The organism is Butyricimonas sp. Marseille-P3923, assembly GCF_900184685.1.
Taxonomy (GTDB): domain Bacteria; phylum Bacteroidota; class Bacteroidia; order Bacteroidales; family Marinifilaceae; genus Butyricimonas; species Butyricimonas muris.
In genome coordinates, this window is record NZ_FXXL01000007.1 from 1,071,111 (window position 1) to 1,096,732 (window position 25,622).

The following is a 25,622-nucleotide window of genomic DNA, read 5'->3' on the forward strand; positions in this document are numbered from 1 at the left end:
TTAAAAAAGATGAGATTTGACGAGCTGGAACTAGAGGATGAAGTATTGCAAGGATTAGATGCAATGAATTTTCAAGAAACAACACCTATACAAGAATTAACTATACCCGTTATACTGGAGGGAAAAGACTTGATTGCCTGCGCGCAAACAGGCACCGGCAAAACAGCCGCCTATACCCTCCCCATTCTGAACAGACTGGTGAAAGACGAGAAGAAAAACGACGCGGTACAAGCCGTAATCATGGCTCCCACGCGGGAACTGGCACAACAGATAGACGTGCAATTCGAGGGATTCTCTTATTTTCTTCCCGTATCCACGGTAGTGGTGTACGGCGGCGGTGACGGGGCACTGTGGGATCAACAGAAAAAAGCGTTGCGCATGGGTGCGGACGTGGCTATCGCGACACCGGGACGTCTGATAGCCCACCTGCAACACAGCGATGTCGATCTCTCGCAGGTAAAATATTTTATACTGGACGAGGCTGACCGGATGCTCGACATGGGATTCTTCGACGACATCATGCAGATCGTGAACAAGTTGCCCAAGGATCGGCAAACCATTCTCTTCTCGGCAACGATGCCACCGAAAATCAGACAACTGGCTCAAAACGTTCTCCGGGACCCCGTGGAAATCAACGTTGCCGTATCTAAACCCAACGAGGCAATCATGCAAGCCGCCTACATTTGCCGCGAGTACCAGAAGATGGGGATCATCGAAGAATTGTTCAACAAACCCGTGTTACACAAAACACTTATCTTCGCCTCTTCCAAACAAAAAGTAAAAGACCTCGCTTTCACCCTGAAACGTAAAAAATTCAACGTGGCCGCCATGCACTCCGATCTTGAACAACCGGAGCGGGAAGCCGTCATGATGAATTTCAAAAACAATAAAACAGACATCCTCGTTGCCACGGATATCGTGTCACGTGGCATAGATATTGATGATATCGGATTGGTTATCAACTTTGACGTACCGCATGACCCGGAAGATTATATCCACAGAATCGGGCGTACGGCGAGAGCTGATGCCGAGGGCGTGGCTTTAACTTTCGTTTCCGAAGCGGAACAGGGCAAGTTCTATCGTATAGAACAATTTATAGGGGAAGAGGTCTATAAAATTCCCATTCCCGCCAACCTCGGAGAAGCACCCGCGTATAACCCTAAGGCTTTCAATCACGGATCGTCAAAAGGACGGGGAGGCAAACCCGGTAACCGTTCTTTCATTAAAAAGAAAAACTATGCCAAACGAGGCGGAAGCCCACAAAATTAAACTGATAAAAAGAAACGCTTATGACTTTAGACGCTGGAAACATCTTACTTATTGGATCTATTCTATTATTTGTTAGTATTGTTGTCGGGAAAGCCGGTTTCCGATTCGGCGTCCCGGCGTTGTTGCTCTTTCTGGGAGTAGGTATGCTCTTCGGGACGGACGGACTGGGAATCGAGTTCAACAGTCCCCAGACAGCACAATTCATAGGTGTTATCGCGTTAAGTATTATATTGTTCTCCGGCGGTATGGATACCAGTGCCTCGGAAATAAAACCCGTTCTGGGGCAAGGAATAATACTTGCTACCGTTGGGGTGATGTTGACTGCCCTGCTCACGGGATATTTCATATACTATATCACCAATCTGGAGAATAGCTTTATCAAACTCACCTTTATAGAATCGCTCTTGCTCGCTTCGGTAATGTCGTCCACGGATTCGGCTTCCGTGTTCTCGATACTCCGGTCGAAACGTCAGGGACTAAAAGAGAACCTGCGTCCCATGCTGGAGTTGGAGAGTGGTAGTAATGACCCGATGGCGTACATGTTGACGATTCTATTGATTCAAATGATCCAATCTGGGGAAAGTAGCCTCGTGAATACAGCGTTACAATTCGTGATGCAAATGAGCATCGGTGCTGTGGCAGGATTCCTGTTGGGAAGGTTGGCAGTTTATAGCATCAACAAACTGAATATCAATCAATCGCTCTATCCTGTCCTCTTGTTGGCTTTTGTATTCTTTATCTTCTCCTTCACCGACTTGTTGAGAGGAAACGGTTACCTAGCCGTTTATATCGCCGGACTCGTGGTGGGCAACAAGAAGATGATACATAAAAAGAGTCTTACGACATTCTTCGACGGTATCACGTGGCTGTTCCAAATCGTGATGTTCCTCACGCTGGGATTACTCGTGAACCCGGCAGAACTATTGCCTATCGCTTCGCTGGGTATTTTAATCGGGGTATTCATGATTATACTGGCTCGCCCGCTCAGCGTTTTCCTTTGTCTTCTCCCCTTCCGGAAGATGACAACCAAAGCACGGGTGTACGTTTCATGGGTAGGATTGCGCGGAGCAGTCCCTATCATTTTTGCCACATACCCCCTCATCGCGAACGTACAGCACGCTTCACTGATATTCAACGTCGTGTTCTTTATCACGATCCTGTCGTTAGTAGTGCAAGGGACAACCGTCAGTTTCATGGCTAAACTACTCGGACTGTCTACCCCGGAAACCCGCAAAAATGTATTTAACGTGGAATTACCCGAAGAAATCAAAACCGCCATGTCCGAAATAGAAGTGATCCCCTCCATGCTCACGAAGGGCGATCGGCTGATGGACTTGATATTACCGGACAACACGCTGGTAGCCCTTATCAAAAAGAACGACGCCTATTGCGTACCCAAGGGTAAAACCAAACTCAACACGGGCGACAAACTCCTCGTGATCACTGACGACGACGAAGCCCTCAAAAAGACTTACGAGAGTCTTGGCATCACGGACTATTCGATTCAGAAAAACGCATAAGGGTTTATAAAGTTTATAAGGTTTATAAAGTTCATAAAGTAACGGGTACCCTGTGGGCATTTTGACGAGGACACCCGTGACCTTGCAAAACATACCCTCAGCCACTTTCTTTCAGGGAGTAAAATTATTATTTTATAATTCATCAGCAAATGCTATATTTGCAGTGGATGAAAAACACCGGAAAACATACAACCTTTCACTTTAGCCCGCGACACCTTATAATCGTGAGTTTCATGTTCATGATGTCGGTTTTTCCGACCGGGAAGCTATTCGCACAACCGGATAACAATAACACGGAGAAAAACGACACGGTACCTTCTGACAAAAACCGGTATATCTACTTGAAGAAACGGTTGCAGATTGATTTCGATATTACTCTACAAGCACACCAACAAACTTATTTCGGCCCGTTGCTACAAATCAACTCGAACGAAAACGAGTACTATAACCTTTTTCTGGATTACCGGAAAGGGGAATTACAACAATTAATCGTGTATTCCAGAGAGAACCTGAGAAAGCTGCCTATCCCCTCTTCCTCTCCGAACCCGGAATTTAAGGTAAAACTGACCTTGTTCCAACAGAAAAAAGAATTTACGATTCAAATCAGCGATACATTATACACGATCAACAACCTCGGGTTCGATCCCAAGGCGGGATATAAATTTGCTTTTGTCGCCGACAAAGAGAAGGTACTCGACCGGGACGGCAAACCGGCATTACAAATTAGCAATATTCATTTTATCGAAACCACGGACAAACAACTCTCCGCTACTTTCTGGTATTGGTTTATCTTTATACTTACCGTGGATTTACTCGTGTTCGGCGGTGTACAATTGCGTAAAAGGCTTTTGCGCCGGAAACAATCCGCTTCAGCATCCCGGCTGGAAAATGAAGTTATAATCGCCAACAACGAATCCCCGGTACACATACCCCAAACGGTAAACGCCGTTTACCTGTTCGGCGGCTTTCATATCTACGATGCCGAAGGAAACAATATCACGAAGAAATTCACCCCCTTGTTGAAAGAACTTTTCTTGTTGTTATTGATACATACACCGGAAAAAGGCATCACCTCCGAGCGATTGAAAGAATTACTATGGTTCGACAAGACCGAACAAAGCGCCAAAAACAACCGGGCGGTAAACATCGGCAAATTACGAAGCCTACTGGATACCCTCGGGGAAAACGAGGTCAGCAACAAAACCGGAAGTTGGATTCTCAACCTTGCCCCGGAACAGATATACACGGACTATTACGATTATCTCTCCTTGTCGGCAAAAGGTAAATTAACCGCCCGGGAAGATATTCTGAAACTGCTGCAACTATCCAAGCAAGGCGCCTTCTTGTTCGACACGGATTACGAGTGGCTAGACCGCTACAAATCGACCGTATCGGATTACATTATCGATACCCTCGTGAGTTACACGGAAACTTCCGTGAATATTCAGACAGAACCCGATCTGGCATTACAGATAGCCGATTCGATCTCCCTTTGCGATCAACTTAACGAATACGCGCTCCAATTACGGGTAAACGCTTACGCCGCCCTAGGCAAACACTCCCTTGCCAAGAAAAGCTACGAGAAGTTCACGAAAGAATACCTCAATGCCTACGGCGAGAAGTTTTCCAAGTCGTTTACCGACATTCGCTAATCAACGCCTCATCCATAAAGTTCACCGTATCCCGCAAGTCTTTTGTCCACGGCAACTCATGTTACCGCTCCCCCCTTTTCAAAGGACATCCCTCACTTTATGAACTTTATAAACTTTATGAACCTTATGACCTTACTTTTTATTGGTTTAGATAAAAAATATTACTACTTTCGCATCAATTTACATGACAAAAAAATGCGTAGTTACGATTATATTATTGTCGGAAGTGGTTTAGCAGGTCTTTATACGGCCTATCGTGCGTCAGTTTACGGGAAAGTAGCATTGTTAACCAAATCCAATATCAGGGAAAGTAATTCTTATTTTGCCCAAGGTGGAATTGCTGCCGTTACCGGAGAAGATGATGCCCCGTTGTTTCACTTCCAAGATACGATCACGGCAGGAAGAGGTTTGTGCGACTATCCTGCCGTTCATGTTTTAGTAAACGAAGGACCCGTTCGCATACAAGAATTGATTAACGACGGTATGCACTTCGACACGGAGAACGGGGAACTTGCACTCGGTCTGGAAGGCGGACACCACCAGAAAAGGATACTACACGCCGGCGGGGACGCAACCGGAAGGATGATTACCAATTTCGTGATTGACAAAGTGGAACATTGTCCCTCGGTGGAAGTATTCGACAATCACGCTGTTATCGCCCTGTTACAAGACGAACACGGGTGCTACGGCGTCAGATGCTGGGATTTTAACGAGAACCGGGAAGAGGTATTCACGGGACACAACGTGTTACTCACCTCCGGCGGGACCTCCGCTATATACAAACGCACGACCAATCCCCACACCACGATCGGTGACGGACTGGCTCTCACGTTCGAGGCAGGATGCGAAATCGCGGATATGGAATTTATCCAATTCCACCCCTCCGCTATCTACACGCCCTCGGGAGAGGCTTATCTGGTCAGCGAGGCTGTCCGGGGAGAAGGTGCCCACCTGTTGAATCAACAGGGCGAACGCTTTATGGTAGGGAAACACGAGCTTGCCGAACTTGCCCCGCGGGATATCGTGGCGCAATCCATATTCCTACAAATGAAACAGAACAATCAGGACTACGTTTACCTGTCATTGAAACATCTCGATCCGGAAAAGATAAAGAAACGCTTCCCGAATATATTTGAAAAGTGCGCGGAACTAGGCATCGACATGACTGACCGCATACCAGTCGCACCTGCCGCCCACTATACCGTGGGAGGTGTCAGAACCGACTTGAACGGGCGGACAAATATCCCCCACCTTTACGTGTGCGGGGAACTCGCTTCATCCGGCATCATGGGAGCCAACCGACTGGCATCCAATTCACTCATAGAATGTCTGGTATACGGTAAACGTGCCGTGGAAGATTCCGTGCGGAACAGACGGGAAGCCCCGGTTCCGGAGATCACTCCCCGATTCCGTCTGGATGCGCGAAAACTCGACGCTTACTTGCAACTTAAAACCGAAGTCGCCGACATCATGACACAGGAAGCCGGAATCATCCGAAACAAAAGCGGATTACAGGAAGGCTTGAACCGTCTGGAAGCATTGAAAGCAAAAGAAAATTTTGAAGCAAACGAATACTATTCACTGGTTAGTAAAAACCTGCTCACCGTGGCGGAATTGATTATCCGTTCCGCCCTCTTCCGCGAAGAAAGCCGAGGCGGACATTTCCGCTCCGACTACCCGAACCCGGAAGATGCTTTTGTATGTCACATCATTCAACAAAAGGAAAAGGAAATCAGGACACTACCGGTACAATTGAAAATGGAAAACGAATAAATTTACGATTTATGAATTACGATTTACGATTAAACAAGCGTTGACATGTGGGTCGGAATCAAAAATCAAAAATCAAAAATCAAGAAATCTAAAATAGATAGTATGTACGACTCGCTAATAGAAAGACTAATCGACCTCGCCATTGAAGAGGATATCGCCACGGGGGACATCACGACCAATGCAATCATTCCCGTGCAGGCAAAAGCAGTTGCCGAGATGAAGGCAAAAGCCGACGGAGTTATCTCCGGGTTGGAAATCGCTAAACGAGTATTCGAGAAATTTGAAAAAGATATCGTGTGGGAACCGTTAGTAAACGACGGAACCGCCGTGAAAAAAGGAGATATCATCCTACGAATCGAAGCAAGCTATCGTACACTCTTGTTAGGCGAGCGATTATCGTTGAACATCTTGCAACGGATGTCCGGTATTGCCACGGAAACAGCCCGTTACATGAAAGAACTGGCAGGAACGCGTACCCGCTTGTTAGATACCCGTAAAACCGCACCGGGATTGAGAGTGCTGGATAAAATGGCTGTACTCCACGGCGGAGGCTCCAACCACCGGATGGGATTATACGATATGATTATGTTGAAAGACAACCATATCAAGATTGCCGGAGGCATCCCCAACGCCGTGAAAGAAGCGCGTGCCCATCTCCCTCTCAGCATCAAACTGGAAGTGGAAACCACTACTTTGGAAGAAGTACAACAGGCACTTGACGCGAGAGCCGATATCATCATGCTCGACAACATGAGCAACGAAGCGATGACCGAAGCGGTAAAACTCATCGCGGGCAGAGCCAAAACCGAAGCATCGGGAAACATGAGCATCCCCCGTCTGAAAGAAGTTGCCGCCACCGGGGTAGATTACATCAGCGTGGGAGCGTTGACACACTCGGTCACGGCAATGGACATTAGCATGAACATCAAAATGAACTAATACACGGTTATGACACACAAGGAAATTGTCGATAGGATACAACAGTTGAAGAAGGAAAAAAACGCTATTATTCTGGCGCACTATTATACCCGCCCGGAAGTTCAAGACGTTGCCGATTATTTGGGTGATTCACTGGGACTCTCCCGCATGGCAGGAGAAACGGATGCCGATATTATCGTTTTCTGCGGGGTTCATTTTATGGCTGAAACCGCTTCCATCATCTCCCCGAACAAAAAAGTACTGATTCCGGCAGAAGGAGCCGGTTGCTCTCTGGCAGAAGGCGTCAGCGGGTACGACTTGCGAGAATGGAAAAAGGCAAACCCGGACGGTCTTATCGTCAGCTACGTGAACACGACCGCCGAGGTGAAAGCGTACACGGATTACTGCTGTACTTCATCCAACGCCTTGAAAGTCGTACAAAGCCTGCCGAAAGATAAAAAGATTCTGTTTGTTCCCGATAAAAACCTCGGTGCTTACATCCAAAAGGTTACGGGACGGGAAATGGAAATCTGGAATGGCGATTGCTGCGTGCATGACCGTATCGATGCCCAAATGATATTGGATAAACTGGAACAATACCCGGATGCCGACGCGTTGATACACCCGGAATCCAGTTGTTCACACGACGATCGCGTATTGAATCATCCTAGAGCTTTCATGTATTCCACGGCAGGAATCATCAAACACGCCAAGGAATCACCGAAGCAACAATTTATCATCGCAACCGAATTGGAAACCATTCATAAGTTACAGGCGGATAACCCCACGAAAGAATTTATCCCCATTCATCCAACCGCAATCTGCGGACAAATGAAAAAAGTAACCCTTGAAAAAGTCCTCGACGCCCTTGAAAAAGAACAACACGAGGTACGCCTCCCCGAAGATTTAAGGCAGAGAGCGTGGTTACCGATCCAGAGAATGCTAGATATCAATTGAAAATGGAAAATGGAGAATTGAAAATGAACTCCTCCGTCAGCAAAGCTGACACCTCCTCTATAAACAGAGGAGGAGCTAGTGGCACTAGTCAAAGACAGTGATTAGAAATTAAGAGTGTAGAATTTGAAAAGAAGTGTTGGCAAGTGGGGAGAAATCTAAAATCTACAATCATTAAATCTAAAATGGATAGAGGGAGTTCAATCTAAAATCATAAATCATAAATCATAAATCATAAATCTAAAATTAATATATGAACGTATCACTGAACTGGTTGAAAGACTATTTGAAGATAGACCAAAGCACTGAAGAGATTTGCAAAATACTGACAAGTATCGGACTTGAAGTAGGCGGCTACGAGGAGTTTGAGGCCGTGAAAGGAGGATTAAAAGGGCTGGTTATCGGTAAAGTACTGACTTGTGAAGAACACCCCGATTCAGACCACTTGCACGTGACCACGGTTGACCTCGGAACGGGAGAACCGGAGCAAATCGTGTGCGGTGCACCCAACGTCGCCGCCGGACAAAAAGTAGTAGTAGCTACTGTCGGTACAACCCTCTACAAAGGTGACGAAGAGTTCGTGATAAAGAAATCAAAAATCAGAGGAGTTGCCTCTAACGGAATGATCTGCGCGGAGGATGAAATAGGTATCGGCGAATCGCATGACGGAATCATGGTATTGCCGGAAGACACCCCTGTCGGGATACCCGCGGCAGATTATTTCAACATTTACCGGGATACCGTTATCGAGGTGGATATCACCCCGAACCGTATCGACGGAGCCTCACACCTCGGTGTAGCCCGGGATTTGGCAGCCTACCTGCAACAGACACAAGACATACGGTACGCGCTTCCTTCCGTGGAAGGCTTCAAGCCGGACAGCACGAGAGCCAAGATATCGGTACGTCTGGAAAGACCGGAAGCCTGCCGTCGGTATGCCGGAATCTGCATTGAAGGCGTTCAAGTAAAACCCTCTCCCGAATGGTTACAGAACCGGATGAAAGCGATCGGGTTGCACCCCATCAGCAACATCGTGGACGTGACAAACTATATCCTGTTCGGTCTGGGACAACCCCTGCACGCTTTCGACAAAGATAAAGTAAAAGGAGATGAAGTGATTGTCAAAAGTGTTGCCAAAGGCACGAAGTTCACCACACTGGACGGCGTGGAAAGAGAATTGCACGAAGACGATCTGATGATCTGCAACAGCGAGGCTCCCATGTGTATTGCCGGAGTATTCGGGGGACAGGAAAGCGGTATCTCGGAAACCACGACGAACGTATTCCTTGAAAGTGCTTGTTTCGATCCGGTATTCGTTCGCAAAACAGCTCGTCGCCACGGCTTGAACACGGATGCATCTTTCCGTTACGAACGGGGAACAGACCCGAATATCGTGATTTATGCCTTGAAACTGGCTGCCATGATGCTCAAAGAAGTAGCGGGCGGAAAAATCACATCCGACGTGATAGACATCTACCCGACACCCGTGGAAGATTTCGAGGTGACCGTGAAATTCGACCATATCGACCGTCTGATCGGTAAAAAAATAGATCACTCCGCCATCAAAAACATCCTTCGTTCTCTCGAGATGAAGATCGTGAAAGAAGACGAAGAGGGTATGTTATTACATGTCCCCCCCTACCGCGTGGACGTGAAACGGGAAGCCGACGTGATCGAGGACATTCTTCGCATCTACGGCTTCAATAACGTGGAAGTACCCAATAGCGTGAAGTCCACGTTAAGCTACAGCGAAAAACCGGATGATTACCAATTGAAAAATATCATTTCCGACCTGTTAGCCGCCAACGGATTCAACGAAGTAATGAACAACTCGTTGACCAAAGCCAGCTATTACGAGGACCTCACCTCCTTCGACCCGACACGGACGGTCATGCTGTTCAACCCGCTCAGTGCCGATTTAGGAGCCATGCGCCAATCCCTGTTATTCTCCGGGTTGGAAAACGTAGCGTACAACATCAACCGGAAAAACCACAATTTGAAATTATTCGAGTTCGGGAAAGCGTATACCTTCCACAAGAAAGAAGGTTCCGACGATCCTCAAAAGCAATACAAAGAAGAAAATATGCTTTCTCTTTTCATCACGGGTAATAAAAATATCACGACATGGAACGCCAAAGAAGCCAAAACAGACTTCTTCTACCTGAAAGCCTATTGCGAAATGATATTGAACCGGCTCGGGTTGCAACCCGATAACTTGAAAATAGAGGCAAGCGACCGGGATATCTTCCGCGAAGGACTGACTTACAAGGCAGGTGACAAACATATCGTTTCCATGGGTATCGTGAGCAAAACTCCCTTGAAGAAAACGGATGTAAGCCAAGAAGTCTATTACGCTGAATTCTCGTGGGAAAATATATTGAAAGCGATCAAAAACCAAACGGTCACTTTCGCACCGCTACCGAAATTCCCTTCCGTGAAACGTGACCTTGCCCTTTTACTGGACAAAAAAGTGACATTCAAAGAAATCAAGGATACCGCTTTCCGCACGGAAAAATCTTTCTTGAAATCCGTCACCTTATTCGACGTTTACGAGGGCGAAAAACTAGGTGCCGACAAAAAATCATACGCCGTAAGTTTCACCCTGCTTGACGAGGAAAAAACGCTCACCGACAAACAGATCGACAAGATCATGAACAAGTTGATGGGAACTTACAAACACCTCTTCAACGCTGAAATCAGATAGTCACAAGTTAGCAGGTTACAAGTACAGGCAAAGCCTCTAACTTGTAACCTGCAACTCCCTATCATTTTCAATTTTCAATCCTCAATTTTCAATTGTTATGCGTTCCCTTCTCCCCTCTTTCGTACTGATTATCCTGTATTTCATCGCCGAAGAATTTTTTGGCCCGCGAATCGGTTTGATTGCCGTCATCATACTTGGTGCCGGAGAATTTTTCTACTCGTGGATAAAAGAAAAAAGAATAAACAAAACGACTCTCGCCAATACCCTATTTTTCATCGCTTTGGGAGTAATCGCCGTGTTATTGGAAGGAACATCTTTTGAAAGAATACAACAAACCATCGTGGAAGCCGCCATGTGTGTATTGTTAGGCATTTTCGCTTTCACGAAAGCCGACATGACGAAGACATTGCCCGAATCATACCGGAACACCTTACAAATCACCCCGGAACAGCAACAAGCCATGCACAGGATGCTCGGACTGTTATTCTATCTGCTTGTCATTCACACGGCTGTCGCTTTCGCTTCTGCCTTTCTCTGCAATGAAGAAGTACACGATTTTATAGAAGGACCGTTATTATACATCCTGCTCGCCTTATTCTTCCTGACCTTCTTTGTCAAAAATCGTCTTCTAGCCAAAGCGGCACGTGACGACGAATGGTTGCCCGTGGTCAACGAGAAAGGGGAAGTTGTCGGAAAAGCCACCCGCCGCAGTGTACACTCCGGTTCCATGCTCCTCCACCCGGTAGTCCATCTCCACATCATGAATAAACAAGGAGATATCTACCTGCAAAAACGAAGCATGAAAAAAGACTTCCTGCCGGGTATGTGGGATACGGCTGTCGGCGGACATGTCGGGTTCGGGGAGAAAATTGAAGATGCCTTAAAACGGGAAACACAGGAAGAACTGGGAATCACTAAATTCAAAGCCCGGTTCCTCGGTTCTTACGTGTGGGAAAGTCCCCGTGAACGCGAACTCGTGTTCTCGTTCCTCTGTACCGCACACGACGCCATAGACATCCATAACGAAGAAGTTGACGAAGGACGTTTCTGGACTCGCGAAGAAATCGAGAATCCTGACAACACCTCCATATTCACCCCCAATTTCTTGCACGAGTATCACCGGTTACTGAAAAAATAACCTTACACTTGCAAAATTGTTGCACGCCCCGTTCTTCCCCTTTGCCTACCCCCAAAGAGGCTATATTTACATAGCATAAACACATCATAAACGCAAATTTACGTTCATGCTACGTCCATGATACGTTCATGCTACGTCTTTGAGGTTAAGCAAGGGTAACGTATGGTTCTGTAAAACACGGAGAATCCCACAACACCTGCAAGGAAGATTATACAAAAAAGATTGTCTAATTTCTTAGACAATCCTTTTTATTCATTACAACCATCAATTAATACTCATCCTCGTTAAAGAAGAAATCATCTTTACTCGGATAGTCCGGCCAAATATCTTCAATACTCTCGAAAATCTCCTCGTCATCTTCAATATCCTGAAGATTTTCAATCACTTCCATAGGCGCCCCAGAGCGAATGGCGTAGTCGATCAACTCATCTTTTGATGCAGGCCAAGGTGCATCTTCCAATTTTGAGGCTAATTCCAGTGTCCAATACATAGTTATATCGTTTATATAGTTTTTTCTATTTTGCCGCGAATATATACTTTATTTCTAATAATACAACCTCTTTACAATATAGAAGGAATTATTTAGAAACATTACAAGTAAAATATTTCACTCACTAATAACGGGAATACGGCTAAATAGTTACATATAAATTCTATTCATCATCGGAGAAGTGAATTAACACTTTACGGTAAGTATTGAATATCTTTGCTTTAGACACGAAACCGAGATATTGATGATCTTGCAAAACTGGCAAATTCCATGCCCCGGAATCCTCGAACTTTTTCATGACAACCTCCATCGAATCATTGATATCAATCACCACGGAAGGCGTCGTCATAAAATCCCTCACGTAAGTCTTGGAATACATATCCTGATTGAACATCACCTTACGGATATCGTCCAATAACACGATGCCCAATAATTGCTGTCGATCATTCAACACGGGAAACAAGTTCCGGCTCGACTTGGATACGACTTTTACCAGATCCCCCAACGTGGCATCCACCCCGATGGTTTTAAAATCCGTTTCCACGACCTTGTTCAACTTCATCAAGGTCAACACGGCCTTATCCTTGTTGTGAGTCAGTAAATCGCCTTGTATAGCCAACCGACGGGCATAAATAGAATAAGGTTCCATGCCTTGACTCGTCAGATAAGAGATAACTGACGTCAGCATCAACGGCAGGAACAAAGCGTATCCCCCCGAAATTTCAGCGATCAGGAACATCGCCGTCAAAGGTGCTTTCATTACTCCCGACATCGTGCCCGCCATACCCGCCAACACGAAATGACTCGGTTCCACGTGACGGATACCACTCAGGTTTATCAACATGGCAACCAAGAATCCGGCAACACCACCCGTGAACAAACTCGGCGCAAATACACCACCTACTCCACCGCTACCATTCGTCAGTGCCGTGGCGATCACCTTCACGAAAATCAAACCGACCACGAAAAGAATCAACATCAACGTACTATCCCGAAAACCGAAAAAATACGTGTTATTCAATAATTTATCGGAATGCCCAGCCATCAGATCATCCAACGCCGAGTAACCTTCACCGTATAGCGGGGGAAAAATAAAAATCACCACTCCCAATAACGCTCCGCCGATAGCCACCCGTTTCCAGATATTTTTCACCCGCCCGATCAACTGCTCTATCCGGATATTCATCCGAACGAAATACACGGACAATACCCCGGCAAAAACACCCAAAATAACATAGTACGGGAAATTAGCCATCACGAACTTATCGGTAATCTGGTACGAGAACACGAAACCGTCGCCCATCAGGAAGAAAGTCACGACATACGAGGTAATAGCGGTAAACATTAAAGGTACTAACGAAGCCATCGTCAAATCAAGCATCAGCACTTCCAGCGTGAACACAATTCCGGCAATAGGAGCCTTGAATATTCCGGCAATAGCACCGGCCGCACCACACCCGATCATCAATGTCATTACCTTATAGTTCATCCTGAACATACGCGCCAGATTCGAACCGATCGACGCCCCGGTCAATACAATAGTTGCCTCCGTTCCGACAGATCCACCGAACCCGATAGTCAATGTACTGGCAATCATAGAGGAGTAATTGTTGTGCGGTTTTATCATACTATTCCGACGAGAAATAGCGTACAAAACCTTCGTCACCCCGTGACTGATTCCCTCTTTCACGAAAAATTTCACGAACAACGTCGTGAGCAGAATACCGATAACAGGGTACACGAAGAAAAACAAGCTACCGCTATCCACCTGCATCCGTTCCGTGAAGAACACGTGAGTGTAATGTACCATATTTTTCAACACCACTCCCGCCAACCCGGTTACAATACCCACCAAGATACTCAAGATCACGATGAACTGTTTCTCCTTAATATTGCGAACACGCCACACCAAGAATCTCCCAAGTAACCCCTTATCGCTTACCTCCGCCATAAATAGAATTGTAAATACCTGAAATTATTTTTTTATCACACTTTTCAACGAACCGTATAGCGGATAAAATTCAAGGGCAATCCCCTCGTTATTGATCACATCCAACGGGAATTGCTTGATCACGCCTAACTGTGGAATAACACCGCTTACCGTCATCAGTACTTCTTTACCTTTCAAAAGGTAAATGTCAGCGGTTGCCGGCTCTCTGTAAAACAACGAGGGAACCGGACGGGCAGACTCTTTTTGCGGTGCGTCTTGTTTCCGTACCAACAAATTACGAAGTTCCACGATATAAGGCTGTGCCGAAACATTATTCTTAGCCGTTATCCCGTCTTCCGCGGAAAAACGGAATAAAACAACAGCTTCGTCCGCTTTCTCGGGTACAAAGGTAAATGTACGAACAACTTTACTCCGCACCTTCTTACCCATGAAAAGACTCATATAATCCTGTTCCAGTTTATCCAACGCTTTTAGAGCCTCGGCAGTAGCCGTTCCGTTGGTTAAAAGTTCCAATCTCTTTTTCCGTATGGCAAATAAATCTTCCGTGATTTCGCTCACGTAATCTTTTTCTTCCTTCAGCACATGACGCTCGATCGGATCCCATACTCTACGAATCTCTCCCTCTACTTCCATCTCCGTGAAATTGGAATCCAACACCTCTTTTTGCGTGGAACGCAACCCGAAACGCACGTAATCAATATCGGCATCCGCGGCTTCTTTATCCGGCACATACACCATTTTCCCGTCGTGACTATTATTGGTAGCCCCGCTTCCCAATCCGGCCAAAAAACCTTCCGGGGTCACGTTGACCGTTATCGAATTATATTCACCCGCGGCATTCAGCGTGTACATCGCTTTGGTATCCGGCAACGCTTTCGGCACGAAACGGATATTCTTGATCGTCCATTCCTCTCCCGGCATCATGATTTCCGGCTGCACCCCCAATTGCTGCATGGCATATTTACGGAAAGGTCCCGGCACAACCTCCACACACTCCATCGTGACCACTATATCATAACCGATCTTCGGCAAGGCATAATTCACAGATACAGGAGTCGTTAATTCTCTCTTCTTCTGTCCTAAAACAGACAGGGATACTAATCCCATCAACCCGATAATCAATAAAAGTCGTTTCATTTCGTTTATCACTACTTAGCAATATTATATGTTTCCAACGTTTTCCATACCAACCCCAGCTTATCCGCGATGTCGCCCGCCCGGACTCCCCTCATTCCAAATTCCGCGGCTGCCAGATCACCCGCCTTACCGTGCGCGTAAACACCGATAACGACTGCATCCAACGGCTCGTGTCCGCTTGCCAGCAACGCGGCAATGATTCCGGTCAACACATCTCCCGCCCCTCCTTTTGCCATTCCCGGGTTTCCTGTCATATTAAAATAACAATTACCGTCGGGAGAGGCTATCACCGTGCGCGCACCCTTCAATACTACATACAGTTGGTGTAGACCTGCAAAGGTGCTTAATTTATTTAATCTATCAAAATCATTTTCACTTTTTCCTGCCAATCTCTCGAATTCTTTCGGGTGAGGCGTCAACACGGCTCCCCGGGGTACCATACTCAACAATTCTGCGTCGGCAGCAAGCAAATTCAAGGCATCGGCATCAATCACCATTTTCCCCCGCCATGCCTTCAGCAACCGGCGCATCCCGTACCTCGTCACGTCACCCGTCCCTAAACCGGGTCCGATCCCGACAGCCTGTACCCTAGACAAATCGTTCACGCCCGAGAAACAGTAGTCACTCGAGTCCACCTCCACCAATGCCTCGGGTACGGCAAAATGGATCATCTCTTTCACGAAACGAGGCACATGCACCGTCAACAATCCCGTTCCCGAACGAATGGCTCCTCTTGCCGCCAACACGGCGGCACCCGGCATCGCGGGAGTCCCCGCTATTAATAAGGTATTCCCCAAGGTCCCTTTATGTGAAAACTTCTCCGGCATCAGCAAACGGGAGGCCACCGCTTCCTCGGTCAAAAAATAATAAGAAGAATCCCGTTCCCGCAAAATACCCGGATGCAAATGAATATCCAATACCTCTACTTCCCCGACATACTTCCCGTTCTCCGGGAACATGAATGCCAGTTTAGGAAATTGAAATGTAAAAGTATAATCAGCCTCCACGATAGCCCCGTCATTCTCCCGGTTATCTTCACCGAGTAAACCGGAAGGAATATCTATTGCCACAACTGTATTAGGCAACTCGTTCACCTTTCGAATGACATCCCCCAAAAATCCGGTCACCGGACGATTCAACCCGGCACCGAAAATCGCATCAATAATAACACTGTTTTCATCCGGCAGAAAATCTTCCGCTTTTTCCACCTCGATACACACTCCCCCGTTTCGTACAAAACGCTCCCTGTTCACGGCACAGTCGGGCGATAATTGCTTCCCCGGACACAAATCGAACACATTGGTTATCAACCCTTTTTCATTCAACAACCTAGCCACGACATACCCGTCGCCGGCATTATTCCCGCTCCCCGCCAGAATGTTAAAAATATGACCACGTGAAAAAAAAATCAATAATTTTTGTGTCAATAAACTAGCCGCCCTTTCCATCAGATTCAACGACGTTATCGGCTCATTCTCAATCGTATATTCATCCAATTCCCGCAGTTCGGATGTCTTGAAAATTTTTCTATATTCGTTCTTCATAACAGAGTTCAAACGTTTTCAAGGACTAAAGATAAAAAAATAAATTATATTTGCGTGCTGTTAGCGTGAATGAAATAATTTTAATATTAATCAATACGAATCAAAAACAAAAGTTATGTTTAAAAATCATCCTAAAGGGTTGCTTACCGCGGCTCTAAGTAATATGGGAGAACGTTTCGGCTACTACATCATGAATGCCGTACTCGTGTTGTTCCTATGTTCTAAATTTGGTTTGAGTGAAGCTGCCAGTGGTACTATCTACTCTTTCTTTTACGCCGGTATATACATTTTAAGCCTTGTCGGAGGTCTTATTGCTGACCGCACGCAAAACTACAAGGGTACCATTAAGACCGGTCTTGTAATTATGGCATTAGGATACATTATCCTGTCCATTCCAATCCTCGCTACCGCGGCAAACACGACTTGGTTGTTGACGCTCACTTGCGTTGCCCTGTTCCTCATTGCCTTCGGTAACGGTTTGTTCAAAGGTAACTTGCAAGCTATCGTGGGTCAGATGTACGATAACTTCGAGGCAGACGCCGCCAAACAAGGTCCGGAAGCTCTCAAAATCGCGAAAGACAAGCGGGATTCAGGATTCCAAATCTTCTACGTGTTTATCAACGTGGGTGGTTTGATTGCCCCGTTCATCGCTCCGGTTTTACGCCAATGGTGGTTGGGAACAAACGGATTCACTTACAACGCGCAACTCCCGGCACTTTGCCACGAGTATATTAACAACGCTGCCGCTATGGCACCGGAAGCTCTTGCCAACTTACAACAACTTATGGTTGCTGCCGGTGGAGCCGTTTCCGACCTGACCGCATCTTGCAGCCAATACCTGCAAATTTTCAATGAAGGTATTCACTATTCATTCATTGCATCTGTTGCAGCCATGCTTATCTCTCTTGTTATTTTCTTTGTTTCCCAAAAGACTTTCCCGAATCCCGCGAAGAAGGCTACTGCCCAAAGCGTAGACTACACCCCGGAGGAGAAAGCTGCTATGGCTAAAGAAATTAAACAGAGAATGTACGCGTTATTTGCTGTTTTGGGTATAGTTATTTTCTTCTGGTTCTCATTCCACCAGAACGGTATGTCACTTTCATTCTTCGCCCGCGACTTCGTGGATTCTTCCGCAGTCGCTCCTGAAGTATGGCAAGCAATCAACCCCTTCTTCGTGATTGTCCTTACCCCCATTATCATGGCTATTTTCGGGGCTCTCGCAAGACGCGGTAAAGAAATTTCAACTCCCCGCAAAATCGCTATCGGTATGTTCATCGCGGGTATGGCCTTCTTGTTCCTTGCAATTTTCTCCTTGATGAAAGGTTATCCTTCAGCAGATTCATTCAAATTATTGCCTATCGCGGAGCAAATGGCAAGCAAGGCTCACTGGTGGGTTCTTATCGCCACTTACTTCTTCTTGACAGTTGCAGAGTTGTTTATCTCTCCTCTTGGATTATCCTTCGTGTCAAAAGTTGCTCCCAAGAGCATGCTCGGTTTATGTCAAGGCCTATGGTTAGCGGCTACCGCTCTCGGTAACCTTCTGCTTTGGATTGGTCCCCTTATGTACAACGCGTGGCCAATCTGGCAATGCTGGACTGTATTCTTAATCGTATGCCTTGTATCCATGGGCGTTATGCTTGGTATGGTAAAATGGCTTGAAAGAGTTACAAAATAAGCAACAACTTTATTCATATAAAAAGAGGCTGCACGATGCAGCCTCTTTTTGTATCTTTATAACCGCCGTAACAGTTACGGCGGCTTTCCTATAAAAAAATTTTTTCTTTTTTTTTTCGGTTTATGCAAGATTAACAGTTACGGCGGTTACAGAATAATAATTATCATTGTTGGCTTTGCGGTTAAAGTAAGGATAATTAAAAAGAGTGACACGACACTTATTCTAATTATTCGTTTTTATCAATCGAGCAAATTCGGTTGTATCAATGACCACCCAATTGGAAACAAGATCAACGGTCTTTAATCCCGCGAATGGGTTATCTTTGTTTAAGTACTGTAGCTTTACTAAAGTGTACCTCACTTTTTCAACTGTAGCCAATAATGCTTTATTATAGGGAAGGGCACCGTTACCATTGTCCTCAAAAAATTTAGAGATTCTAATTGATATGCTCTCTTTAGGTTTTAACACAATTATCCCATCTCTAAAATCAAAAGAGCACATGGGTCTACCTTTATAAATTTCAGTTTGAAACTTTATTTCCCTTACTAAATAAGTATGAAAAGCTCCTCCAAATTGCTCTATCCCTTTTGTAAAAATATAGGTCGAATCTGTATTATTGGTAAGTGTAAAAAGAAAATAAGAATCTGATTTAATTTTACCGGAAGGGTTTATCAGTTCAAATTTAACTGAAAACGGACTCTGCGCAAATAACGTGAATCCATTACAAATAATTATCAGGTATAAAAATAAGTATTTCATGATATATGTGTGCTGATGGATATTTTTAATGTAATCATATATCGATTATTACAACAACAGAAGATTACAACCTTATACCCCCAAGTGGGTGTTATGGAACACCCACTTGCTATAATTAATTCGTCCAACTTTTTTTGGACTCTTCATATTATTCTAATCGTTTGTTTTTATCAATCGAGCAAATTCGGTTGTATCAATGACCACCCAATTGGAAACAAGATCAACGGTCTTTAATCCCGCAAATGGATTATCCTTGTTCAAGTACTGTAGCTTTACTAAAGTGTACCTCACTTTTTCAACTGTAGCCAATATTGATTTACTATAGGGAAGTACACCACTACCATCGTTCTGTATAAATTTAGGAAGGATGATGGATATACTTTCTCTCGGTTTCAACACAATTATCTTTTTATCGCCAAAATCAAAAGAGTATGTGGGACGACCTTTAGAAATTTTTGCCTGAAATTTCGTTTCTTTTACCAAATAAGTATGAAAAGCCCCCCCAAATCGCTCAACCCCCGGGGTAAAAATATAGGTAGAATCTGTATTATTAGTAAGTGTAAAAAGAAAATAAGAATCTGATTTAATTTTACCGGACGGGTTTACTAATTCAAATTTAACTGAAAACGGACTCTGTGCGAATAACGAGAATCCATTACAAATAATTATCAAGTATAAAAATAAGTGTTTCATGATATATGTGTTTTGATGGTTATTTTTGATTTTTGATATATTCATATTCCCTGTGAAGTCCTTTTAAAATACTTATAATTGATTCTCTATAAGCTTCAGACATCGAGTTACCATATTCTCTTAACTGGCGTTCATACGCTTCTATTTCACATCTAAGATGATCCATATTTGCTTCTACCGTATAGGTTTCTCCTCTGTTTCGAGCATCCTCAAAAGGTTTCACATAAAGTTCATAATAATGATTCCATATTTGCTTTTGCTGCGGAGTACAATCTTTCAATTCGTGTGGTACACCATTAACGTCTAATACTGTATAGAAAGAATCCCATTTATCAGCCATATAATAATCATCATAAGGCATTTGATATTCTTTCATCACTATTTCGCCATCACTATTTCTTTCAATTTGAATTTGATCCACCATATCCTGCTTCGCATGAACCATTTCGTGATAAATGATTGACGTGAGATCCGATACAGTAAATCCTCTATTTAACATGGCAGGGTTTATATTTAGAGTTTTTGTTAGAGGATCATAACTAGCATTATTCATAGGATTTTTTGCTGGCTCAAAAGTAATAGTTATTTTACCCGTGTTAACGCCTAATTCTTTGAATATTTTCTCGATAAATTCAGGCGTGAATATCTTCTTGAGAAAATTTTCAAGAGTTATTTTATCCGGCACGGGTTGATTATCACCGGTTACCCCACCAGAAACATTTCCTGAGCCACCACCAGGTTCGATGGTTCCAGAGCCTTGATTTCCAGAACCCGTCGAGGGGAAAATAATTTCCGGGGGAAGGATCACTGTGCTACCTGAACCACCAGTACCGGTTACAACAACCTCGGGAATAACATAGCCATCCGTATTATTGCCAGTGATACCACTACCACTACCACTACCACTACCACTACCACTACCACTACCTCCACTACTGCCGCCACCCCAAGAGCCTTCCCCTCCATAGCGTGATTGTGCCGCGGGAGCCACCGTGTAGGAGGCAGGTATCGTTTCATAATTAAAAGTAGTATTAGATTCTTCCTCTTGATGCCCCGAAGACAGGTTTTTGATACGACCGGTTACTTTTCCAGATTCGTATCTCCACCCGTTAACAAATTGTCCGTCCAGATCGTGAAACAGAACGTATCCATCCAAGTTAGGCTCCCGACGCAAATAAGTATTCAAATGAATATCAGCCCCGTGATGCTCAATATACCACACGGAAGGTAATATTGTCATCACGTACCCGCTTTTTTGAAGAGTGGCTTTATCCGTCATGACCACGAGTCGCGAATACGAACGGCGATACTTGTATTCCCCGGATTCCTTGAATTTGGATAAATTTTTCACGGGAACAAAATCCAATCCAATCCGGTCTGTTAAATCCACGTCAACTACCACTAATTCTTCATTACTCGAAGTGCAAGTATACTTCCAGCTGGGTTCTGTGTAAAACAGTTGCCCCTCACTTGACCGAGATTGTGATGTAAGCAACACGGGATCTCCATTTTTTTGAGTGTTATACCACGCAATAGCCTGTTCCAACGGGGTTCCTCCCGTAAATGAACCGTTATTGCAATCGTCAATTTCCAAAGTGTCCTGACACCCGAGAAACGTTAGGGGCACTGCAAGTATCATGGACATCAGTGTCCAAAAATACTTTTTTTTCTTTACTTTTTTCATTTTTGTTATAGTTAAATTTGACATTAAATTACTCCGCTTCTTGAACAGCAGAGATTATTTCCTGTTTCATATGATAGATTTCCGGTGTGTTAACTTTAGGCTTTTTGGTCAACACTATTTTTGCTTGTCGAAGCCCAAGTTCTTTCTTCCCCTGGAGAAAATAAGATTTCGCGAGCAGATAGTGAGGCTTGATAAGCGCGGGAACCATCTCTGAAGCCTCTATCCACTTTTCGTTGGCCTCATCATAATACCCTCGCCCGTGAAGAGCAATTCCCAGTTCTATCCGTTGCCTAGAGGACGGGAAACATCGCCCTTGTTGTTCAAGGACAGGTATAGCTAGTCCATATTCTTTTAATCGATTGAGAGTTTGCCCGTAATATGAAAGATATTCGTTAGTAGCTGAAAGCCGCGGGTATAATTCCTCAAGCCGAAAAATAATCTGATTGTCAATGACATTACATGAAATAATTTTATCTAGTTTCTGGCAGCTAACCATATATGTAAATACCGAAATCCCAACAGGGACATAGACAATCATAGACAGTAACGTTAACGCTATTGCCATATGCTTTTTTACTTTAAAATCTGCAATATCTTGATTCTCCGCAAGACTAGACAATTGAGCTATAATAAAAAAGAATATGACTTGAAAAAGAATACTCTCGGTAGGATATGAGAATAAACCAAACACGAGCATCGTGCACAAGAGAGCCTTAAGGGATATTATTTCCCGCCTAAATTTCATATTCTTTGTTCTAAACACGCTCACGAGTAACACCACGAGTATTATTGTCCCGACAATTCCTTGCTCTGTTAACGCTTTCAAAGGCTCGTTAAAAGCAACGCTCGTGTCAGAGGCTAGATTTTTGAATTGTTCGTTCGAGATCGTTGCAAGATATTGAGCCTGGTAATTCATGTAATTTTGCCTGAATGCACCTGTCCCAAATCCAAGTATAGGCTTATCTTTTATCATTTCAACAGAAGACAGCCAAACGAGAACTCTACCATTTGCGGATTTCGGTTTTAGCTGGTAAAGATAATAACCTGTCAAAACAAACATTATCGTAATAAATACCAGCATCTTAAATTTACTTTTTATCGAGAAAGATTTTGATGGAAATAAAGAGTAAAGTATCACAATTACACCACAAACAGAAGCTATTAATGCCGCTCTAGAGGTTAACCTAAGCATAATGTATATTTGAATGATCAAGATAATAATGTATAGGATTTGTTTCAGGTACCGGGAATTTTCTTTCTTAAAGTTGCCACAAAGCAGATTCACAAGTGATATTATCGAAAGAGAGATAAAGCCAGCCAGTAATCCCGAATTAAAAAAAGTGCCATGTATATGTTTGATGGAATTAAAATTATTTGTCTGGTACACTACCCCGAACAGTATTTGACCTAACGTGATAAAAACAATCATCAGATAAAATATTGTCGTATTCTTTCCGGCAAGAGTATTCCGGGAATGAATGTAAAATATCGTTGTAATGAGATACATATAGATGGTAACAGTATCCCTATTCGTGTCGGGCACCCGTGTGATGTTGAATCCTTGGTATAACATTAGCAGGAATACAAGAATATCAACTCTAGCTATCTTTACAGGGTTCTGGCACGTGATGAGTTTTTTCATCGACATGATGGATAAAATGAATACCAAGGCGAGTATAACGCATTGTATTTGAGCCTGCAACACGAGTTCGCTTGTCGACAAGATAAATGGCATAAATGATACAGCCCCGTATATCGCGATAAAAATTAATGCTATAGATTTTGTCATATTCTTGATGGATTATATTGACGTGGATATTTGTTACCAAAATCTTACACCCCCATTCTCCCAAGTAAAAATCCTTTCTTCAACTCCATTGGATAGGTTTCGTAACCACAACAAGGCATTATCAGGTACGTTCAAATAATCAAGAAAGGGTTCAGTCGCAACCTGTTGCCCCAAGGACGTCCAACCGTCTTTGTCGAAATAAAATAATTCATATTTATCTCCCGGGTATATACCATTACCATCATTTCTAGGCAGAAGCATTATTTTTGAGATACTTACAGGTTTTCCAAAGTCAATTTCTATGTAGTTGTATATTTCAAAATAGGTTAACGGGTTTCCATCGGAAAGATTCTCGTAATCCATACACGTGGATAGGGTTTTAATTTTACCTTTCACTTTTTTCTCGTGATCAAAGAAATTGAGTTCAGCTATGCTATTGTAGCCGGGCATGACGTATTTCCAATACCGGTAATCGGATGAATTTTCGAGATTCACAATTTCATATCCCATGTTGGGATTGCGATTTATTCTATGCACGAGAATGCTATCGTTGTATTCTTTGTTGTTTGCACAGAGTAAATATCCCCCAACAAGCTCTTCCCCATGCCGGGCGCTAAATTCTTTCATCGGGTATTTTCTCGTTAAATGTACTTTGTTTAATTTGTTTTTATCAGGAATCAAATAACGAACACCTCCTTGATTATCAAGTACAAAAGGACACGTGAGGTTGTAAGAGTATCTGTTTTTATATGACACGGGCAAGTAGACAATTTCCCTTCCCATATTTTTGAACGTAAATTGGTTAGCATTTCTCTTTGCCCACGCTACGGGTTCCCATGACAAGTTATAGAAAACAGCCAAATACGCGTATTCCGTGTTTTTATTATGATTAGGGCATTCCACGTTAACATCAGAAGTTACAATATACTGGTCGGTTACGTCTTTATTAAAAGGATCTTTAAATAAATAGGAAACATTATTTTTTTCTTTGGGCATTGCATTGATCGAGAAAGTTCTCCTGTATATTTTGGGTGTTCTTTGATACACTTGAGGCACACCTCCGTCTTTGTAGTAAGGGTCTATAGTCCTCAACCAATGATGTGCCCCACCTGTACCACTCCAGCAAGGTACGTAATCAATTGCACAAGGAATCCCGAGAGCCCGATATTTGAATAATTTAATTAAACTGATATCAACACAATCCAACATGTAAGGTTTTATCATAGAATCTTGATAATTCATCATACTTATTTCCGGAAAACGATACATGAAATTACTTACGTTTGTTATCGAGTATTTTAAATCATCATAATGGTTAATAATATCGTACAGAATCTCGTGTGGTAAAGGAACGGAGTCAATCCAGTAATCCATAAATTCTTCTTCAGCCCGATATGGCAATAAATACTCGCAAAAATCATCAAATTGTAATGATTCAAGCCAAGGCCGTGTTTGCCAAATTTCAAATACTTTGTCGATATGATGTATTAAATAGTCAGCTTTTATGGTAGTTATATCTTCTCGCCCAACAAGCTCATCTCGAATCGAGGGAATACGAAGAGGGGTCATTTTCATTACTTTTCTTGTAAAATACGGTCGATTACCATTTGCGAGTTCCACGTTTAAGTTATTCCTATCAATCTCTTTTCCTTCTAAGGTTATATGTCCCGGCATGTTTTCTATGAGAAAAATGGCGGCTTTCAACTTCAACGAATCCCCGGGATTGGATGAATAATGAGAAAGAAGTTTTTCGAGTTCAATCTTATTTTCTTTACTCTTGCACATCGCATCTTTTAGCTTAGTAGACGTGGGATTGCACGAGATGATTAAGAATGCTACTATAATTAAAAGTAGATATTCCATGGAGCATTTTATTTGTGACAAACCGCTTATTTTATACATATTCAAACTATTATTTGATTATCATATTTATATTAAGTATTTGAAGTAGTATAATATATTTTAATCATAA

General features: G+C 43.7%; 18 protein-coding genes. 9 read left to right on the plus strand and 9 right to left on the minus strand.

Features of this window, described 5'->3' with window-relative positions:
• The first annotated feature begins 9 nt into the window (after positions 1 to 9).
• The 8 genes from CS948_RS16035 (at position 10) to CS948_RS21795 (ending at position 11,928) form a co-directional block, all read left to right on the plus strand.
• Entirely contained in the window at positions 10 to 1,269 is a 1,260-nt protein-coding gene (locus CS948_RS16035; protein WP_099292687.1) for a DEAD/DEAH box helicase, read from the plus strand.
• Positions 1,270 to 1,289: 20 nt separating this feature from the next.
• Entirely contained in the window at positions 1,290 to 2,789 is a 1,500-nt protein-coding gene (locus CS948_RS16040) for a potassium/proton antiporter (protein ID WP_099292688.1), read from the plus strand.
• A gap of 239 nt (positions 2,790 to 3,028) precedes the next feature.
• Positions 3,029 to 4,441, plus strand: a complete 1,413-nt coding sequence (locus tag CS948_RS16045; RefSeq protein WP_141560969.1) for a hypothetical protein — start codon at positions 3,029 to 3,031, stop codon at positions 4,439 to 4,441.
• A 195-nt stretch (positions 4,442 to 4,636) separates the two neighbouring features.
• On the plus strand, positions 4,637 to 6,214 hold the full coding sequence (gene nadB / locus CS948_RS16050) for an L-aspartate oxidase (protein WP_099294601.1): 1,578 nt from the start codon (positions 4,637 to 4,639) through the stop codon (positions 6,212 to 6,214).
• A 102-nt stretch (positions 6,215 to 6,316) separates the two neighbouring features.
• A complete protein-coding gene (gene nadC, locus CS948_RS16055; protein WP_099294603.1) occupies positions 6,317 to 7,153 on the plus strand; it encodes a carboxylating nicotinate-nucleotide diphosphorylase in 837 nt (278 codons plus the stop codon).
• Between the two features lie 9 nt (positions 7,154 to 7,162).
• A complete protein-coding gene (gene nadA / locus CS948_RS16060; protein WP_099292690.1) occupies positions 7,163 to 8,089 on the plus strand; it encodes a quinolinate synthase NadA in 927 nt (308 codons plus the stop codon).
• Between the two features lie 250 nt (positions 8,090 to 8,339).
• Positions 8,340 to 10,790: a phenylalanine--tRNA ligase subunit beta gene (gene pheT, locus CS948_RS16065; protein ID WP_099292691.1), complete on the plus strand. Its 2,451-nt coding sequence runs from the start codon at positions 8,340 to 8,342 to the stop codon at positions 10,788 to 10,790.
• A 601-nt stretch (positions 10,791 to 11,391) separates the two neighbouring features.
• Positions 11,392 to 11,928 (plus strand): NUDIX domain-containing protein, encoded by a 537-nt coding sequence (locus CS948_RS21795; RefSeq protein ID WP_218014313.1) that lies wholly within the window; start codon positions 11,392 to 11,394, stop codon positions 11,926 to 11,928.
• A gap of 268 nt (positions 11,929 to 12,196) precedes the next feature.
• On the opposite strand, the gene CS948_RS16075 is transcribed toward CS948_RS21795, so the two are convergent.
• The 4 genes from CS948_RS16075 to CS948_RS16090 form a co-directional block, all read right to left on the minus strand.
• Complete coding sequence (locus tag CS948_RS16075; protein WP_009135471.1) at positions 12,197 to 12,418, minus strand: DUF2795 domain-containing protein; 222 nt, start codon at positions 12,416 to 12,418, stop codon at positions 12,197 to 12,199.
• Positions 12,419 to 12,581: 163 nt separating this feature from the next.
• Positions 12,582 to 14,369: a chloride channel protein gene (locus CS948_RS16080; protein ID WP_099292693.1), complete on the minus strand. Its 1,788-nt coding sequence runs from the start codon at positions 14,367 to 14,369 to the stop codon at positions 12,582 to 12,584.
• A 24-nt stretch (positions 14,370 to 14,393) separates the two neighbouring features.
• Positions 14,394 to 15,506 carry a DUF4831 family protein gene (locus tag CS948_RS16085; protein WP_099292694.1) on the minus strand — a complete coding sequence of 371 codons (1,113 nt, stop codon included), beginning with the start codon at positions 15,504 to 15,506 and terminating at the stop codon, positions 14,394 to 14,396.
• Positions 15,507 to 15,517: 11 nt separating this feature from the next.
• Entirely contained in the window at positions 15,518 to 17,050 is a 1,533-nt protein-coding gene (locus tag CS948_RS16090; RefSeq protein ID WP_099292695.1) for an NAD(P)H-hydrate dehydratase, read from the minus strand.
• A gap of 115 nt (positions 17,051 to 17,165) precedes the next feature.
• Between CS948_RS16090 and CS948_RS16095 the strand changes: the two genes are divergently transcribed.
• A complete protein-coding gene (locus CS948_RS16095; protein WP_099292696.1) occupies positions 17,166 to 18,725 on the plus strand; it encodes a peptide MFS transporter in 1,560 nt (519 codons plus the stop codon).
• 222 nt (positions 18,726 to 18,947) lie between these two features.
• Here CS948_RS16095 and CS948_RS16100 read toward each other — a convergent pair whose 3' ends face one another.
• The 5 genes from CS948_RS16100 to CS948_RS16120 all read right to left on the minus strand — a co-directional run bounded on the left by CS948_RS16100 (position 18,948) and on the right by CS948_RS16120 (position 25,513).
• A complete protein-coding gene (locus CS948_RS16100; RefSeq protein ID WP_099292697.1) occupies positions 18,948 to 19,484 on the minus strand; it encodes a hypothetical protein in 537 nt (178 codons plus the stop codon).
• A gap of 153 nt (positions 19,485 to 19,637) precedes the next feature.
• Positions 19,638 to 20,177, minus strand: a complete 540-nt coding sequence (locus CS948_RS16105) for a hypothetical protein (protein WP_141560970.1) — start codon at positions 20,175 to 20,177, stop codon at positions 19,638 to 19,640.
• A 19-nt stretch (positions 20,178 to 20,196) separates the two neighbouring features.
• Positions 20,197 to 21,861: a hypothetical protein gene (locus tag CS948_RS21485; protein ID WP_141560971.1), complete on the minus strand. Its 1,665-nt coding sequence runs from the start codon at positions 21,859 to 21,861 to the stop codon at positions 20,197 to 20,199.
• Between the two features lie 28 nt (positions 21,862 to 21,889).
• Entirely contained in the window at positions 21,890 to 23,650 is a 1,761-nt protein-coding gene (locus tag CS948_RS16115; protein WP_099292702.1) for an O-antigen ligase family protein, read from the minus strand.
• Positions 23,651 to 23,683: 33 nt separating this feature from the next.
• On the minus strand, positions 23,684 to 25,513 hold the full coding sequence (locus CS948_RS16120) for a discoidin domain-containing protein (RefSeq protein ID WP_099292704.1): 1,830 nt from the start codon (positions 25,511 to 25,513) through the stop codon (positions 23,684 to 23,686).
• Positions 25,514 to 25,622 lie beyond the last annotated feature (109 nt).

Bases quoted from the DNA above. Each gene is read 5' to 3' on its own strand.
- CS948_RS16100 (WP_099292697.1), bottom strand. From the start codon at position 19,484: ATGAAATACTTATTTTTATACCTGATAATTATTTGTAATGGATTCACG.
- nadA (WP_099292690.1), top strand. From the start codon at position 7,163: ATGACACACAAGGAAATTGTCGATAGGATACAACAGTTGAAGAAGGAA.
- CS948_RS16090 (WP_099292695.1), bottom strand. From the start codon at position 17,050: ATGAAGAACGAATATAGAAAAATTTTCAAGACATCCGAACTGCGGGAA.
- CS948_RS16095 (WP_099292696.1), top strand. From the start codon at position 17,166: ATGTTTAAAAATCATCCTAAAGGGTTGCTTACCGCGGCTCTAAGTAAT.
- CS948_RS21485 (WP_141560971.1), bottom strand. From the start codon at position 21,861: ATGAAAAAAGTAAAGAAAAAAAAGTATTTTTGGACACTGATGTCCATG.
- pheT (WP_099292691.1), top strand. From the start codon at position 8,340: ATGAACGTATCACTGAACTGGTTGAAAGACTATTTGAAGATAGACCAA.
- CS948_RS16080 (WP_099292693.1), bottom strand. From the start codon at position 14,369: ATGGCGGAGGTAAGCGATAAGGGGTTACTTGGGAGATTCTTGGTGTGG.
- CS948_RS16075 (WP_009135471.1), bottom strand. From the start codon at position 12,418: ATGTATTGGACACTGGAATTAGCCTCAAAATTGGAAGATGCACCTTGG.
- nadB (WP_099294601.1), top strand. From the start codon at position 4,637: ATGCGTAGTTACGATTATATTATTGTCGGAAGTGGTTTAGCAGGTCTT.
- CS948_RS16115 (WP_099292702.1), bottom strand. From the start codon at position 23,650: ATGACAAAATCTATAGCATTAATTTTTATCGCGATATACGGGGCTGTA.
- CS948_RS16040 (WP_099292688.1), top strand. From the start codon at position 1,290: ATGACTTTAGACGCTGGAAACATCTTACTTATTGGATCTATTCTATTA.
- CS948_RS16105 (WP_141560970.1), bottom strand. From the start codon at position 20,177: ATGAAACACTTATTTTTATACTTGATAATTATTTGTAATGGATTCTCG.
- CS948_RS16085 (WP_099292694.1), bottom strand. From the start codon at position 15,506: ATGAAACGACTTTTATTGATTATCGGGTTGATGGGATTAGTATCCCTG.
- nadC (WP_099294603.1), top strand. From the start codon at position 6,317: ATGTACGACTCGCTAATAGAAAGACTAATCGACCTCGCCATTGAAGAG.
- CS948_RS16045 (WP_141560969.1), top strand. From the start codon at position 3,029: ATGATGTCGGTTTTTCCGACCGGGAAGCTATTCGCACAACCGGATAAC.
- CS948_RS16120 (WP_099292704.1), bottom strand. From the start codon at position 25,513: ATGGAATATCTACTTTTAATTATAGTAGCATTCTTAATCATCTCGTGC.
- CS948_RS16035 (WP_099292687.1), top strand. From the start codon at position 10: ATGAGATTTGACGAGCTGGAACTAGAGGATGAAGTATTGCAAGGATTA.